The sequence below is a fragment of the Elizabethkingia sp. YR214 genome (assembly GCF_003058195.1).
Classification (GTDB): Bacteria; Bacteroidota; Bacteroidia; order Flavobacteriales; family Weeksellaceae; genus Elizabethkingia.
On sequence record NZ_QBUH01000009.1, the window covers coordinates 72,058 to 87,537 of the forward strand.

14 protein-coding genes are annotated in these 15,480 nt (G+C 35.3%); 9 read left to right on the forward strand and 5 right to left on the reverse strand.

What is annotated here, in order from left to right; all coding sequences use genetic code 11:
* The first annotated feature begins 43 nt into the window (after window positions 1-43).
* From C8J95_RS16040 to C8J95_RS16055, 4 genes are all read left to right on the forward strand, one after another.
* Window positions 44-1,078 carry an acyl-CoA reductase gene (locus C8J95_RS16040; protein ID WP_107809741.1) on the forward strand — a complete coding sequence of 345 codons (1,035 nt, stop codon included), beginning with the start codon at window positions 44-46 and terminating at the stop codon, window positions 1,076-1,078.
* Window positions 1,079-1,219: 141 nt separating this feature from the next.
* Window positions 1,220-2,119, forward strand: coding sequence for an AraC family transcriptional regulator (locus tag C8J95_RS16045; protein ID WP_107809742.1), 900 nt, complete (start codon window positions 1,220-1,222; stop codon window positions 2,117-2,119).
* 67 nt (window positions 2,120-2,186) lie between these two features.
* A complete protein-coding gene (locus C8J95_RS16050) occupies window positions 2,187-2,855 on the forward strand; it encodes a hypothetical protein (protein ID WP_255412845.1) in 669 nt (222 codons plus the stop codon).
* Between the two features lie 43 nt (window positions 2,856-2,898).
* Entirely contained in the window at window positions 2,899-3,357 is a 459-nt protein-coding gene (locus tag C8J95_RS16055) for a DoxX family protein (protein WP_107809744.1), read from the forward strand.
* 63 nt (window positions 3,358-3,420) lie between these two features.
* Here C8J95_RS16055 and C8J95_RS16060 read toward each other — a convergent pair whose 3' ends face one another.
* Window positions 3,421-3,738 carry a DUF4286 family protein gene (locus C8J95_RS16060; RefSeq protein ID WP_059322535.1) on the reverse strand — a complete coding sequence of 106 codons (318 nt, stop codon included), beginning with the start codon at window positions 3,736-3,738 and terminating at the stop codon, window positions 3,421-3,423.
* A 160-nt stretch (window positions 3,739-3,898) separates the two neighbouring features.
* On the opposite strand from C8J95_RS16060, the gene gyrA reads away from it, so the two are divergent.
* Window positions 3,899-6,472, forward strand: coding sequence for a DNA gyrase subunit A (gene gyrA / locus C8J95_RS16065; RefSeq protein WP_107809745.1), 2,574 nt, complete (start codon window positions 3,899-3,901; stop codon window positions 6,470-6,472).
* An 18-nt stretch (window positions 6,473-6,490) separates the two neighbouring features.
* The gene (locus tag C8J95_RS16070; RefSeq protein ID WP_107809746.1) at window positions 6,491-7,858 is read left to right on the forward strand and encodes a hypothetical protein; all 1,368 of its coding nucleotides are present in this window, start codon (window positions 6,491-6,493) and stop codon (window positions 7,856-7,858) included.
* Between the two features lie 89 nt (window positions 7,859-7,947).
* Here C8J95_RS16070 and C8J95_RS16075 read toward each other — a convergent pair whose 3' ends face one another.
* Window positions 7,948-8,601, reverse strand: coding sequence for a metal-dependent transcriptional regulator (locus C8J95_RS16075; RefSeq protein ID WP_107809747.1), 654 nt, complete (start codon window positions 8,599-8,601; stop codon window positions 7,948-7,950).
* A gap of 169 nt (window positions 8,602-8,770) precedes the next feature.
* Between C8J95_RS16075 and C8J95_RS16080 the strand changes: the two genes are divergently transcribed.
* Together C8J95_RS16080 and C8J95_RS16085 are read left to right on the forward strand one after the other, a co-directional pair.
* On the forward strand, window positions 8,771-12,151 hold the full coding sequence (locus C8J95_RS16080; RefSeq protein WP_107809748.1) for a polysaccharide deacetylase family protein: 3,381 nt from the start codon (window positions 8,771-8,773) through the stop codon (window positions 12,149-12,151).
* A 6-nt stretch (window positions 12,152-12,157) separates the two neighbouring features.
* Window positions 12,158-13,192, forward strand: a complete 1,035-nt coding sequence (locus C8J95_RS16085) for a low specificity L-threonine aldolase (protein WP_107809801.1) — start codon at window positions 12,158-12,160, stop codon at window positions 13,190-13,192.
* A 72-nt stretch (window positions 13,193-13,264) separates the two neighbouring features.
* Here C8J95_RS16085 and C8J95_RS16090 read toward each other — a convergent pair whose 3' ends face one another.
* Entirely contained in the window at window positions 13,265-13,603 is a 339-nt protein-coding gene (locus tag C8J95_RS16090; RefSeq protein WP_107809749.1) for a hypothetical protein, read from the reverse strand.
* Between the two features lie 124 nt (window positions 13,604-13,727).
* Here C8J95_RS16090 and C8J95_RS16095 point away from each other — a divergent pair, with 124 nt between their 5' ends.
* Window positions 13,728-14,288 carry a DNA-3-methyladenine glycosylase I gene (locus tag C8J95_RS16095; RefSeq protein WP_107809750.1) on the forward strand — a complete coding sequence of 187 codons (561 nt, stop codon included), beginning with the start codon at window positions 13,728-13,730 and terminating at the stop codon, window positions 14,286-14,288.
* Between the two features lie 107 nt (window positions 14,289-14,395).
* Here C8J95_RS16095 and C8J95_RS16100 read toward each other — a convergent pair whose 3' ends face one another.
* Window positions 14,396-14,824 carry a CBS domain-containing protein gene (locus C8J95_RS16100; protein ID WP_107809751.1) on the reverse strand — a complete coding sequence of 143 codons (429 nt, stop codon included), beginning with the start codon at window positions 14,822-14,824 and terminating at the stop codon, window positions 14,396-14,398.
* Window positions 14,825-15,271: 447 nt separating this feature from the next.
* Window positions 15,272-15,442 carry a hypothetical protein gene (locus C8J95_RS18725; RefSeq protein WP_158267958.1) on the reverse strand — a complete coding sequence of 57 codons (171 nt, stop codon included), beginning with the start codon at window positions 15,440-15,442 and terminating at the stop codon, window positions 15,272-15,274.
* Window positions 15,443-15,480: the final 38 nt, after the last annotated feature.

The window sequence follows — 15,480 nt, forward strand, 5'->3', positions numbered from 1 at the left end:
TTTTTGTTAAATTTGCACAAAGATAAAAATTTTTCACCAGATTATGAATAAGGAAGCTAAAATTCGGGGGTTAGGAGGTTTAGGAAGTTTTTTGAAAAAGTTCTTAAAAAAAAATAATAACAATTATACACCTCTGGAAGAGGAATTTCAGGGATTGTTGTTAAGATCAGAAATAGAAAATCCATGGTTTACTCAGGATAGTTTGAGATATGCTTTGGAAAGTTTAGCAGAAGTTCTTAATGAGACTGCAATCAGCAGTTGGACAGATAAATACCCATTTTCAGATACTTCAAAAAGAGTAGGGCTTATCTTAGCTGGTAACCTGCCATTGGTAGGATTTCACGATGTAATGTGTGTTGTATTATCCGGACATATTCCGGTGATAAAACTTTCTTCCAAAGATAGATTATTAATTCCGTTTCTGATGAAAATATGGAATGATTCTACAGAAGATGGAGTTGAGTATGAATTTGTAGAAAGACTTGAAAATTTTGATGCTGTAATTGCTACAGGAAGTAATAATACGGCAAGGTATCTGGAGTTTTATTTCAAAGATTATCAAAATATTATTCGTAAGAACCGTACATCAGTAGCTGTTTTAAATGGAGATGAAACCGATGAAGAGTTGCAGTTATTAGCGGAAGATATTTTCCGTTATTTCGGGTTAGGATGTCGTAACGTTACAAGGCTCTTTATTCCTGAAGACTTTAAATTAGAGCGCCTTTTTGAAAATTTCTTGAATTTTAAAGATGTTATTAACCATAATAAATATGCCAATAATTATGATTATAACAGAGCTGTATATTTATTAAACCAGGAAGCTTTCTGGGATAATAATTTTGTAATGCTTCGTGAGGGTGAAGATTTGTTTAGTCCGCTTTCGGTAATTAATTTTAGCAGGTATAAAAGCCTTGATGATGTAAAAGCTTTTATTAGTGAACATCAGGAAGAAATACAATGTGTAGTTGCTAAAGACACATTGGGATTAGCATCAGTTTCTTTCGGTGAAGCTCAGAAACCAGGACTGGATGTTTATGCAGATAATGTAGATACAATGGCTTTTCTTAGTGTTGTATAAAACATTAACTATAAAGTTTTAAAATATTTTCAGATTCCTTATCCGTTTATGGCTGGGGAATTTTTGTATTTAAGAGTATATTGGATGGTATGCTATAAAATAAATTTGTAGTTTAGTTCATCGTATAATTTATACCTGAGAATGCAGCGTATCCCTCAATATGAACCTGATAAATTCAAATCTATTCTTGATGTAGAAAGAGTTGGAACCGGAAAAATATTTAATAAATTTTTTATAGAACCTCTTTCTGTACTGAGTAGTCATGCCAGAATGCCGTCTCTGCCACACCGAAAAACAGTTAATGATTTTGTATTTGTAAGTAAAGGAGAGTTGGAGAAAATGGTGTGTTCGGATTCTTATATTATTGGCGAAGGTATGTTTATGTTTTTGCCGGTATATAAGATAAGAACAATTATTCGTAATACTCAAGATGTTCAGGGATTTTACTGTCATTTCTCAGATGAGTTTATTGTAGAAAGCGGAATTGTTGCAAAGCAACTGAAAGAAATTTTTCATTACACTGAACTGACGAGTAGCCCGGCTGTTCAATTGGACAATGATCACAAATACAGAGTGAAATGGATATTAGGGCAGATTTTTCAGTTATATGAAGAAGATAATAATGTTAATCTGATTCGGGCATACTTTTCTACACTGATAAGTGAGCTTCACCATTTTATACAAAGCAAACCACTGCCTGTATTTTCTCCAAAGGAAACGCTTACGCTACGTTTCAGGAAGCTTATCACAAGTCATATTCAAGATATCCATACTGCACAGGAGTATGCTAAATTACTCAATGTATCCCCTAATCATCTGAATAAATGTGTGAAAAGCACTATAGGTAAAACTGCATCTGATCTTATTAATGAAGCTTTACTAATGGAAGCAAAAGCTCTATTGTCTATGTCACAATATTCTGTTGCAGAAGTAGCTTTTACATTAGGATTCGAAGATGCTTCTTATTTTTCCCGTTTTTTTAAAAAACATGCAGTACAAAGTCCTACTGAATATAGACAAATGATTGATTTGTCCTATTAATTGATTTTTCTGTTTTGGTTATGCAATGTTCAGTAGCAGAACTTTGCAGGATAATAATTAGCCAGAAATGGAAACGTTAAAACGAAATACTATCGGGTTTTTTTTCTTATCCTGTTTTATGTCCTTTGCTCAGGAAGAAAGGAGCGAAAAAATTCTGAATCCACCTGTAACAATAGAAGTTCTTACCGGAGACGTTGGAATAGCATCTCAGATGATTATCAATAAATCTTTCCGGTTAGTTCCCTGGTTAGGATTTTTCAGTGTTACAAATATTTCCTCAAAATGGAATGAAACAAATTCAAAGGATGCCATGAGTCAGGCAAATATCACTTTTGAAATAGTAAAAGGATTGCGGCTATTTGGTGGTATGCATTATACGCCAACCACAGGATTGCGGCCTACTTCGGCTTTAATGTATACACTCAATTATAAATCTCTTTTACTGAGTATAGGACCACGGATTGATTTGTCAAAGAATAGTAATGCAGAAGGTTTTGTAATGGCAGAATATAAGCCGGAAATTAATGAGAATTGGAAAATATATTCCAGAGTACAGGGACTTTATGCACAAAATCCAAATTCCGGAGAACATGCAAGAAGTTACCTTATGCTAAGATTAGGTCTTAGTTACAAAGATATCCGTTTTGGATTTGGGGCAAACTGGGATGCGTACGGTCCGGAAAAGCAGAGTAAGCAAAATTATGGTGTTTTCCTGGCTGCTAGTATATTTAATTAGGCTTAGAGTAGTTAATTATTCGAATGAAAATATATTTAAAAAAATGAAAGAAAAATTATTTAAAACATCAGATTCTTTAACTGGTTTTATTTTAAGATTTAGTTTGGGTGTGGTTTTTATTCCGCATGGCTTGCAAAAAACTTTTGGATTGTTTGGCGGAATGGGATTTACCAATACATTGCATCTTTTTACAGAAAAAATGGAACTTCCCTGGATTGTTGCGCTGCTTGTTATCCTGATCGAGTTTTTGGGTTCTCTATGCTTTCTTATTGGTTTTGCAACACGCTTTTGGGCAGCTGCATTTACTGGATTAATGCTTGGAATAATGATAACTTCTCATCTGCAAAACGGTTTTTTTATGAACTGGTTCGGGACACAAAAAGGAGAGGGGTGTCAGTTCGATTTATTAGTGATAGGAATTTCCGTTGCACTGTTTATAGAAGGAAGCGGAAGGTTTTCTATTGATAGATTTTTATTGAAAAATATTTCAAAGAATAGATAAAATTAAATTTTGAATAAATTGAAAAGAGCCGGAGATTATAATTTTCTCCGGCTCTTTTGTTATTTATAATCTTTTGGTAATCGGATTCAGCTCCGTAATGAAGATCATTACTTGTTCCTGAGAGAATTTTTTGTGAATAATTTCGCTTAAATTCTGCATTTCATTCAACAGGAATCCGCTTCTGATTTCATGATCATTGAAGATTAGTAATAGATTATAATTTTTACCTTCCTGGATATAATCGCTGTCCACTTCTGAGAAAATAAACTTTTCTACATCATACAGATTTTCTACTAATGCCGGAAATTCCTTCTCCAGAAAATCATACCATTGCGGCTGTACTGTACTTTCAACATGAAAGGTAACGCTAAGAACACTCATTTTTAAGAAATTTTATGATTTTTAAAATTAAATATGCTTCATTTCAGGGGCAATATTAGGTAAAAAAAACGTAAATTAGCCCGTTGTTTAAATCCTGAACTTCAGGAGTGTGAAAATCAGTTTTTTGTATGATTTTCCCGATTTATTTTAAATATAAAGAATGAATACAGAAGGAGAAAAGCTAATTCCTATCAACATTGTTGATGAAATGAAATCCTCTTACATCGATTATTCGATGTCGGTTATCGTGTCCAGAGCGTTACCGGACGTAAGAGATGGTCTGAAACCTGTACACAGAAGAGTACTTTACGGTATGTACGGTTTAGGCGTTTTTTCTAACAGAAAATACTTAAAGTCTGCCAGAATTGTTGGAGATGTATTAGGTAAGTACCACCCGCATGGTGATAGCTCGGTTTACGATGCTATGGTGCGTATGGCGCAGCCATGGTCTCTACGCTATCCATTGGTAGACGGGCAGGGTAACTACGGTTCCATGGATGGTGACCCGCCTGCAGCAATGCGTTATACTGAAGCAAGACTTAAAAAGATTTCAGATGAGATACTTTCTGATCTGGATAAGGAAACAGTTGATTTTCAGAATAACTTTGATGACTCTTTACAGGAACCAAAAGTGCTTCCTACAAGAGTGCCAGCTCTTCTAGTAAACGGTACTTCCGGTATTGCAGTAGGTATGGCTACCAATATGGCGCCACACAACCTTACAGAATCTATAAATGCAATCTGCGCTTATATTGATGATAAAGAGATAACGATAGATGATCTGATGCAGTATATTATTGCACCAGACTTCCCAACCGGAGGTATTATCTATGGTTATGATGGTGTAAGAGATGCTTTCCATACAGGAAGAGGAAGAATCGTTCTTCGTGCTAAAGTAAGCTTTGAACAAATCGGTAACCGTGATGCAATTATTGTATCCGAAATTCCTTACCAGGTAAACAAAGCTGAGATGATTGCCAGAACTGCGGAACTGGTAAAAGAAGACAAAATTCCGGGTATCTATGAGATTCGTGATGAATCCGACAGAAAAGGTCTTCGTATTGTATACGAACTGAAAATGGATGCTATCCCAAATGTTGTACTAAACCTTCTTTATAAATATACATCGCTTCAGACTTCTTTCAGCGTTAATAATATTGCATTGGTGGCAGGCCGCCCGCAACAGCTGAACCTGAAGGAGATTATTCATCATTTCGTAGAGCACCGTCACGAGGTAATTATCCGCAGAACGGAATACGAACTGAAGAAAGCAAAAGAAAGAGCGCATATCCTTGAAGGTTTCATGAAGGTTATCGGAACTCAGGATGCTTTAGATAAAGCTATTTCAATCATCCGTCATTCTGCAAACCCTCAGGAAGCAAAAACAGGTTTAATTGAAGAGTTCGAACTTTCTGATATTCAAGCACAAGCGATACTTGATCTAAGGTTGGCGAGACTAACCGGAATGGAGCTGGATAAGATCCGTGAAGAATATGAAGAGATTATGAACTTAATCAAGCGTTTGGAAGATATTCTTGCAACTCCGGATTTACAATATGAGATCATTAAAAGTGAATTAATCGAAATCAGAGATAAATACGGTGACGAAAGAAGAACTGAGATCGACTATGCTGGTGGAGAAATGAATATTGAAGATTTCATCCCGAATGAGCAGGTTGTTCTTACTATTTCTCACGCTGGTTATATTAAGAGAACGCCGGTAAACGAATATAAAGTTCAGTCCAGAGGAGGTGTTGGTAATCGTGGTGCAACGACTAGAGATGCTGACTTCCTTGAATATATTGTAGCTGCTACAAACCACCAGTATATGTTATTCTTTACTGAAAAAGGTAAATGTTACTGGTTAAGAGTATTCGAAATTCCGGAAGGATCTAAAACGGCTAAGGGAAGGGCAATTCAGAACCTTATCAATATAGAACCGGATGATAAGATTAAAGCTTATCTAAGAACGGATGATCTTAAAAATACTGAGTATGTAGAGAAGATGAGCGTTGTGATGATTACCAAAAACGGAACCATCAAAAAAACCTCATTGGAAGCATATTCCAGACCTCGTGTAAATGGTATTAATGCAATTGAAATCCGTGAAGACGACCAATTACTGGGAGCAAGATTAACAGACGGAACTTCCGAAATTATGATTGCTACTAAGAATGGTAAGTGTATCCGTTTCCCTGAAGAGAAAGTAAGATCAGTAGGTCGTACTTCTATCGGTGTGAAAGGTATTACTATGGAAGACAACGATGAAGTAATCGGAATGATCGCGATTAGTGATAAAGAAAACGAAACTGTATTGGTTGTTTCTGAAAACGGATATGGTAAGCGTACAGCTGTAGAAGACTACAGAATCACTAACAGAGGTGGTAAAGGTGTTATTACATTAAATATTACTGATAAGACAGGACAATTAATTGCAATAAATAACGTTACTAATGAACATGACCTTATGATTATTAACAAATCTGGGGTTGCTATTAGAATGAGCGTTGAAGAAATGCGTGTAATGGGTAGAAATACTCAGGGTGTTCGTCTGATCAACCTTAAAGGTAATGATGCAATTGCTGCGATTGCTAAAATCGAAGTAGATAAATCTGTAGAGGACGAAGAAGAATTGGAAGAAGGTGATGAGAACACTGTGATCCCAAATGCTTCGGATGATATCGCTACCGGAGAATTATTTAAGGAAGACGGGACAGAAAATATTGAAGAATAAAAGTTTAATAATAGAAATATGAAAAAAATCCTTTTGAGTGCAGCATTAGTATCAGTTTCACTGGCTTTTGCACAGAAAAAAGAAATTCAGAACGCTGTAAAAGCAGCAGACGGAGGTAATGCTTCAGAAGCTTTATCTCAGATTTCGGCTGCAGATAGTGCCTTACAGGGAAAAATGTATTTGTTAGAGCCTTCTGTACAAGAGCAATACTACTATGCAAAAGGTATAGCTTTAATAAAGTCTGGCAAAACATCTGAAGGTGCAGCAGTTTTAGCTAAAATTTCTGATCTTAAGACGAATAAAATATTTGCAGGTAAAGACAACAATAAAAATAAAGTTTATTTCGTAGGTAAAGCAGAAGCTGATAAAGACGGAGCTGGACTACAGTTGAAAGAAGAAACTTATTCTCCTTCATTAGCAGGAAACGTTGGTGCAGCTGTAAACCCTTTATTACAAAAAGTAAGTGGAGAAGCTCAGAAAGAATATGATGCTAAAAACTATCCGGTTGCAGCTGAAAAATTTCTTCAGGTAAACGATTTACTTAAAGCAGCAGGTCAGCCTGATGATATTTACAAATATTATGCAGCAATCAGCTATGCTTTAGGAAACAAAAAATCAGAATCTATTGCTCTTTATCAAGATCTTATCAATTCTGGATATACGGGTATCAAAACAACTTATTCAGCACTTAACAAGAAAACTAACCAGAGAGAAAACCTGGATAAGTCTTCTTTCGAATTAGTGAAAAAATCTCCTGACTATGCAGATTTTAAAACTGATACATCTAAAAGTGTTGAAGAAGAATTATATGAAACTGCAGTTGCTTTAATGTTGGATGATAACAAGAACAGCGAAGCTGTAGCTCTTATTGAGAAAGGTCTTGCTAAGTTCCCGAACAATGCTAAGATGAATGATCTTAAATTATCTGCTTATTCAAGAACTGGTGATAGCTCTAAGCTTGAACAAACAATTAAAGAAGCAGTTGCTAAGAACCCGGGTGATAAATTAAACTGGTCTAACCTTGGTGTTATTCAGTCTAACAATCCTGCAACTGTAACAGATGCTGAAGCTTCATTTAAAAAAGCTTTAGAAATTGACCCTAACTATGTACCTGCATTACAAGGATTAGTATTCAACCTTTACTTAAACGGTAAAGCTGATGCTAAAATTGTAGATGCTTACAATGTTGCAAGAAAAGCTGGTAAAATTGATGAAGCTAACAAAATCATTGCTGAAAGAAAAGTAAGATTCTCAAAAGCTTTACCATACTTAGAGAAACTAAATACTCTAACACCTAACGAAGCGGATGTTGTAGATACTCTTAAGACTGTTTATAACAGCTTAGGTAAGCAAGATAAAGCTAAAGAACTAAAAGGAGGTAAATAAGCCAATCTTTAAGTTATAAAATAAAAAAACTCCCGAAAGGGAGTTTTTTATTTTGAGAAAAACCTTGACAAGGTTCATTTAAAATTTTTTCACTGCTTTTTTACTAGTATTTTTTCGAGAACAACCTGACTGAAGCTTTCTTCCTGATCGTCGTATTTTACACGTTTACTACCATCAAAAGGCTCATTTTCTAAGATTGTGATAGAGGTGCCCAAAGGCAATTTTTTGTTATTCAGGAATCGTAAAAAATCATCCGAAGAAGCTGTTAGTCCTACAAATTCTACAGACTCACCAATTTTACATTCACTAAGTTTGAAATAATTATTTTTAATGATATTTCCTTCCTTGTCCGGAATAGGAGAGCCATGAGGATCTGTTTTTGGAAAGTTCAGAATTTCATCAATTTTATCAAAGAAAACAGGTGATTGGATATGTTCTATTTCCTCTGCAATATCGTGTACTTCTTCCCATCCAAATCCCATTTTTTCTACCAGAAACATTTCTGTAAGACGATGCTTTCTTACAATTAAAGCAGCTTTTCGCCTTCCTTGTTCAGTAAGGATAAGCGGTTTATAACTTTCGTAGATGACCCAGCCTTCCGTTGAAAATTTCTTCATCATACTATTTACACTGGGCATACGTATCCCCAGATTATCGCTAAGGTCTTTTACCGATATTTCATTTTCGCTATTGGCTAAATGGAATAAGGCTTTCAAGTAATTTTCTTTAGTCAGAGAATTCATACCCCAAATTTAAACCAAAAAAATAATTAGACCAATTTTGCCATCTACAGACTTTGTTTTAATCTATTTTTAAGCAGTGTTAATTATGTAATAATTTTCCGTGTATTATAAAAAACGGTATAATATTTATTGCTCGTGAAGTATCTTTGTAACACTACTTATTAATTAAATGCAAATTTTTCAGACCAACAGTCCTACACGATGGAAACGGTTCAAATGGGCTTCCCGCATTCTCGTGTTTATACTAATTCTTTCAGGGATTATATTGTTTATCGCTTTTAGAAAAGCCTTCATACCCAGCATTCCGAATCTGAATACGTCTGGTAAAATCTCTCAGGATGTACTTCTGAGTAAAACCACAGCGAATGAAAGTAAAAGTATTCGTAAATATCAGGGATTTAGAGAATATATTAAAAAGCATCAGAAAAAGGGACTAAAAGTTCATAATTCTAAACTAAAAGCGGCAACTATAGATTATAATATGGCCGCACCTATCCGTGCTGCTTATTATGTTGCGTGGGATGCACAATCTTATTTTTCCCTCAGAAGAAGTATCAACAAGCTAAACATGATTATTCCGGAATGGTTTTTTATCCATCCCGATGGAAAGCTGCAATTGGATATAGACAAACGAGGCTTCAACCTTATAAAGGCATCTAAGGTTAAAGTTTTACCGATGCTTTCAAATAATTACAAAGGTAATTTCGATCCGAGAGGAATTCATATTATTCTGACTGATCAGAAAAAGCAGGATCAATTCATTAAAGATCTCTTGCATTATGTAAAGGTCAATGATTTTAGCGGTATCAATATAGACCTGGAGAATTTATCAGAACCTACGAATGAGCCACTGATTAATTTTCAGAAAAATTTATATAACGCATTTCATAAAGAAGGTTTATTGGTAACTCAGGATGTAATGCCGTTCAATGAAGATTATAATTATGACCAGCTTAACCGTTACAACGACTATATTTTTCTGATGGCCTATGACGAGTTTAGCAATGATACCAAGCCTGGTCCGGTTTCCAGCCAGAAATGGATAGAAGCTGCAGTAGATCAGGTGGCTAAAAATATTCCTTCCGAGAAAATAGTATTAGGACTGGCTGGCTACGGTTACGATTGGAAAGCAGGAGCTAAAGCAGCAACAGACGTTACTTATCAGGAAGCTTTGTCCACAGCGCGGGAGACAAACTCAAAAGTTGTATTTGATAATGACACTTATAACCTGCATTATGATTATAAAGATCAGCAGGGGAGTTTACACCATGTAGAATTTACTGATGCTGTAACCAATTTCAATACACTAAGATTTGCTGCCGAGTATGGACTTGGAGGGACAGCGTTGTGGAGATTAGGAAGTGAAGATAACAGATTGTGGAGTTTTTATAAAAGAGATGTCAGCAAAAAAGGAATGCAGGATTTCGACTTTAACAAACTTCAACATGTTGCCAGCAGTTCTGATGTAGATTACATGGGAGAAGGAGAAATTTTGGATGTGGCCTCCCGCCCGGATACAGGACTTATAAGACCAGTTGTAGATAAAGAACATATGCTGATCACAGATGAGCAGTATGTAAAGCTGCCATCTATGTTTGTGGTAAAAAAATGGGGTAAGCCGAAAGATAATGAAAAGGTAATGGTTCTTACTTTCGATGATGGGCCAGATCCCGAATATACACCGAAAATTTTGGATATCTTGTCTAAATATAAGGTTCCGGCAACATTCTTTGTATTGGGTATTCAGGCAGAGCAGAATATACCTTTGGTAAAACGCATTTACCGTGAAGGGCATGAAATAGGTAACCATACTTTTACTCACCCGAATATGGCGGAAGTAAGCCCACAACGGAGTAAAATGGAAATGGATGCTACCCGTTTGCTGATAGAAAGTATTACCGGGCATAGTACAATTTTGTTCCGGGCACCTTTCAATGCAGATAGTGAACCCGAAACATTACAGGAAATAATTCCTGTGGCAGATAGCAGAGAGCGAAATTATCTTACTGTAGGAGAAAGTATAGACCCGGAAGACTGGCAGGCAGGCGAAATAAAAGGCTTCAATGCTGATACTATTGTCAATAGAGTAATCAGAAGTCAGGGGAATGGTAATATTATTTTGTTACATGATGCCGGTGGTCCAAGAGAAGCTACAATACAAGCTTTGCCAAGAATAATAGAATACTTTCAGAAAAAGGGCTATAAGTTTACAACAGTAGCCAATCTTCTTGGGATGAAGAAGGATCAGGTAATGCCACCAGTACCAAAAACTAAGGGTTATTACATTTTCCAGGTTACAAGTGCTATTGCCATAGGCGGATATTATTTGGGATACCTTTTCTTTGCTATGTTTATTGTTTTTATGGTGTTGGGGGCACTTCGTTTCATATGGCTGATGGTATATTCTTACAGATCATATCAAAAGGAAAAACATCAGGTTAAAGTTATATTAACCGAGTTTCCGCAGGTCGATATTATTGTGCCAGCATACAATGAAGAAGTAAACATTGTAAAATCGCTTAAAAATTTATTGAAATGTGATTATCCTAACTTCCATATTATCTTTATTGATGACGGAAGTAAAGATGAAACCTACAGTAAAGCATTTGAAGCTTTTAATGGGCATGCCAATATCACTTTATTGAGCAAAGCAAACGGAGGCAAAGCTTCTGCACTTAACTATGGTATAGCCTGTTCGATATCGGACTATGTAGTATGTATAGATGCGGATACCCAGTTGATGCCTAATGCGGTGCGTCTGATGATGGAAAACATGTACCGTAATGCTGATAAAAATGTTGGTGCTGTTGCTGGTAATGTAAAAGTTGGAAACGAGATCAATCTAATTACTCAATGGCAATCTACGGAATATATAGGTAGTCAGAATTTTGACAGAAGAGCATTCGAAGCTTTCAATGCAATTACTGTAGTTCCGGGAGCAATAGGATTGTTTAAAAAACAAGCAATTGAAGAAGTTGGCGGATTCAGTACAGATACGCTGGCTGAAGACTGTGATCTTACCATAAAGATTTTACGTAAAGGATATTTCGTAAGTAACGAAACGGAAGCTATTGCCTATACCGAAGCTCCGGAAAAACTGAAACAGTTTATGAAACAACGTTTCCGTTGGACATTTGGGGTATTACAAACCTTCTGGAAGAATAAAGATGCTTTCTTTAATCCGAAGTTTAAAGGCTTAGGAATGATAGCGTTACCAGATATGTTAGTCTTCAAATATATTATACCTTTCTTTTCTCCTTTGGCAGATCTGCTGATGGTGATAGGATTGTTCACAGGAAGTGCTGAAAAAATAGGGATTTATTACTTATTATTCCTTATTATTGATGCCCTGGCTTTAGGCTTTGCTCTTGTTATGGAGAAAGCAAGCTTTATGAAGATTATATGGCTAATTCCACAGCGTATTATTTACCGTTGGTTGATGCTTATTGTATTATTTAAATCACTGAGAAAAGCACTGAAAGGAGAGTTACAGAGCTGGGGAGTATTGAAGAGAACAGGTAACGTAAAAGATATTACTGAAACGGTATAAATGATAATGAATAGATTTAGTTTTAAAAATGATTATGCAGAAGGATGTCATGCAAATATTCTGAAAGCATTGGTTGAGACAAACAGAGAACAACAAGTTGGTTATGGTGGCGATCAATATTCTGCCATAGCAAGAGATATGATCAAAGAAAGGTTTAATACCCCGGAAGCAGATATTTACTTTGTTTCCGGAGGTACACAAGCAAACCTTCTTATGATTTCTTCAATACTAAGGCCACATCAGTCTGTTATCTCTGCAGAGTCCGGACATATATTTACCAACGAAGCAGGAGCTATAGAGGCTACGGGACACAAAGTTCATGCAGCACGGTCCGAAGATGGGAAACTTTCTCCGGAAGCTTGTAGAGAAGTTCTGGATACGGTAACCAATCAGCCACATGTTGTAAAGCCCAAGATGTTGTATATTTCGAATACAACAGAATTAGGAACACATTATACTCTTGAAGAGCTGGAAGCTTTGTCTGAATTTTGTAAAGAGAATAATTTATACTTATTTATAGATGGAGCTCGTCTTGGTCATGCACTGACTGTAGAAAATGCTAATGTAACTCCGGAAGATATAGCACGTCTTGCAGATGTATTTTATCTGGGCGGAACCAAAAACGGAGCATTGATAGGAGAAGCTATTGTTATTGTAAATCCGGAATTGAAGGAAGATTTTGGATTTCATGTAAAGCAGAAAGGAGCATTACTGGCCAAAGGAAGACTAATTGGTATTCAGTTTATGGAACTGATGAAAGATAATCTTTATTTTGACCTTGCAAAATCCGCTAATCAGAAAGCAATGAAAATAAAAGCTGCATTTGAAGCTTATCATTGTAGTTTCCTTACAGATTCCTATAGCAATCAGCTATTTCCGATTATTCCAAATTCCTGGATTGAAAAGCTTACTGAAGAATTTGATTTTTATGTCTGGAAGAAAATAGACGAAGAAAAATCAGCAATAAGACTCATAACTTCATGGGCAACACCGGAAGCAGAAGTTGACAGCTTTATAGCATCATTAAAACGTTTAGCATAAAAAAAATGGCCTCAAGATCTTGAGGCCATTTCTCCGTAAAATTATAATTAAAAATGATTGGCAGTTTAGGGCCTATTTTCCTTTTATATTGTCTTGGATGTCATTAGCAGCATCCTTTGTTTTGTCCCAAGCATCATCTGCAAAGTTTTTAGTGCTTTCCCATGCATTTTCTGCTGCGTCTTTGGTGTCTTCCCATGCGTCGGATACCTGTTGCTTCAGATGGGCAAAGAAACCTTCCTTCGTTGGTTCTTCATTTTCATTCTTTTTTTGATCAATGTAGCTTTTTACTTTATCTGACAAATTGCCAATAGTATCCTGTGTTTGTTTTGTGAAATCTTTCAGATTGTTTTCGGCATCATTTACAAATTGTTTTGCTTTGTCCAGATTCTCATTTTGTTCATTAGTATTCATTGTTCGTGAATTTTGGGGTTAATGCTTACTATACTTTCAATAAGCATTCCGAAAGGATGTTAGCGAACGTTAAAACTTTCCTAATGATATACTAAATGTTTATTTTTGGGTAAATAAATTTAATATGGAAAAAACAAGATGTGCATGGTGCGGAACTGATGAATTGTACCAGAAATATCATGATGAAGAATGGGGGAGACTGGCAACGGATGATGCTACTATGTTCGAGTTTATAATACTTGAGAGTTTTCAGGCAGGATTGAGCTGGATTACCATTCTCCGTAAGAGAGAAAGCTTTAGAAAAGCATTTGATAATTTTGATTATAAGAAGATTGCCAAGTATGATGAGAAAAAAATTGATGAATTGCTTCAGGATACAGGAATTGTAAGAAACAGGCTCAAAGTACTAGCAGCAATAAGCAATGCAAAGCTATTTATGGAACTTCAGAAAGAATTCGGAAGCTTCTATAACTATATCTCGACTTATACTAATGGTGAAAGAATTATAAACACCTGGAAACATCATACAGAAGCACCTGCTACAACACCTTTATCGGATGCTATAAGTAAAGATTTGAAAAAAAGAGGATTCAAGTTTTTAGGATCAACAGTAATTTATTCTCATTTACAGGCGACCGGGGTTGTGGATGATCATATAGAAAGTTGCTTTGTAAGGAATAATTAAAAGAAACTATTATAATTGAACAATAAGAGACTGTCCTGAACGATTAAAGGTATTTCGACATGGCTCGATATTATATTTTGGACAGCCTCTTAGTTATTACAGTTGTATTAGTACTGCTCTAATAAGTAATTTAATATATCAGTGGTGGTTACAATTCCTTTTATTTCATCATGATCTACCACAGGAATTGAATGGAAGCTTTGCTGGGCTAAAATTTCAACCACTTCTTTAATTGTAGTCTCTGTGTTTACTGTCAAAGGAGCTTTGGTCATAATCTGCGGAATACTAAACATATCGTACACAACTGTAGAAACAGAAGTACCTTCTGCTTCATCCGAATCATCGACATCTGCATAACTTATCTTTAATAAATCAGAATAACTAAGCATACCTAATAATTTTAGGTTTTCAACGACAGGAATATGTCTGATATTATTCTTTTTAAATAGCTTTTCAGCTTCATATAATGACTCTTTCGGATTAAGAGTGATGAGCTCTTTGGACATAATTTGGGATACGGGAACTCTTTGTTTCATAATTATTTCTTTAATTTAATTTCGATAAATTGACAGATAATAAAGGGCCCTTTTATTAATCCTTCTTAAAGATAGCCTGAAAAACAGGCATTACAAAAAAACTACTTATGATATATTTCAGAAATATATATCACTATGTTTCTTTAGTTATTTTCAATTTGACTATGTAACTTAGTAGGAGCAATACGATAGTTCACGAATATATTTTTCGTATTGAGAGAATCCTGGTCCTGATATCAATAAAATATCAGGGCCATTTTGTTGAGAGCAAAATTCCAGAATATTTATTCGAAGAAAAGAAACTTTATACCAAACAGCTAAAAGCCTTTTAAAAAGCTATTGACGAAAATATGAGGATATTGTACTATGCTTATAACAAGATAGAGAATGATAAAGGCGAAAAAGAGTTTAAAAGACTGATTGAATTTTGTTGGAGTATTCATTTGTTTATTCTGTTTTTGAGTCTTTTCTTTCATTAAAAAATAAAAATATAGTTCCTAAAATTCCGATTGTTGCTGTTGCAATTACAATACTATCGAATGTAAAATCATATTTTATAAATCTCCCAATAGAAAAGAATATAAGGAATACAGGCAATGCTTTGATGAAAGTTTTCATATTCAGTGTTTTGTGTGACTCTAAGATAATAAAAAAAA

What these genes read in the sequence shown, in the direction of transcription:
- C8J95_RS16040 (WP_107809741.1), top strand. Translation starts at nt 44, where the DNA reads ATGAATAAGGAAGCTAAAATTCGGGGGTTAGGAGGTTTAGGAAGTTTT.
- C8J95_RS16045 (WP_107809742.1), top strand. Translation starts at nt 1,220, where the DNA reads ATGCAGCGTATCCCTCAATATGAACCTGATAAATTCAAATCTATTCTT.
- C8J95_RS16050 (WP_255412845.1), top strand. Translation starts at nt 2,187, where the DNA reads ATGGAAACGTTAAAACGAAATACTATCGGGTTTTTTTTCTTATCCTGT.
- C8J95_RS16055 (WP_107809744.1), top strand. Translation starts at nt 2,899, where the DNA reads ATGAAAGAAAAATTATTTAAAACATCAGATTCTTTAACTGGTTTTATT.
- C8J95_RS16060 (WP_059322535.1), bottom strand. Translation starts at nt 3,738, where the DNA reads ATGAGTGTTCTTAGCGTTACCTTTCATGTTGAAAGTACAGTACAGCCG.
- gyrA (WP_107809745.1), top strand. Translation starts at nt 3,899, where the DNA reads ATGAATACAGAAGGAGAAAAGCTAATTCCTATCAACATTGTTGATGAA.
- C8J95_RS16070 (WP_107809746.1), top strand. Translation starts at nt 6,491, where the DNA reads ATGAAAAAAATCCTTTTGAGTGCAGCATTAGTATCAGTTTCACTGGCT.
- C8J95_RS16075 (WP_107809747.1), bottom strand. Translation starts at nt 8,601, where the DNA reads ATGAATTCTCTGACTAAAGAAAATTACTTGAAAGCCTTATTCCATTTA.
- C8J95_RS16080 (WP_107809748.1), top strand. Translation starts at nt 8,771, where the DNA reads ATGCAAATTTTTCAGACCAACAGTCCTACACGATGGAAACGGTTCAAA.
- C8J95_RS16085 (WP_107809801.1), top strand. Translation starts at nt 12,158, where the DNA reads ATGAATAGATTTAGTTTTAAAAATGATTATGCAGAAGGATGTCATGCA.
- C8J95_RS16090 (WP_107809749.1), bottom strand. Translation starts at nt 13,603, where the DNA reads ATGAATACTAATGAACAAAATGAGAATCTGGACAAAGCAAAACAATTT.
- C8J95_RS16095 (WP_107809750.1), top strand. Translation starts at nt 13,728, where the DNA reads ATGGAAAAAACAAGATGTGCATGGTGCGGAACTGATGAATTGTACCAG.
- C8J95_RS16100 (WP_107809751.1), bottom strand. Translation starts at nt 14,824, where the DNA reads ATGAAACAAAGAGTTCCCGTATCCCAAATTATGTCCAAAGAGCTCATC.
- C8J95_RS18725 (WP_158267958.1), bottom strand. Translation starts at nt 15,442, where the DNA reads ATGAAAACTTTCATCAAAGCATTGCCTGTATTCCTTATATTCTTTTCT.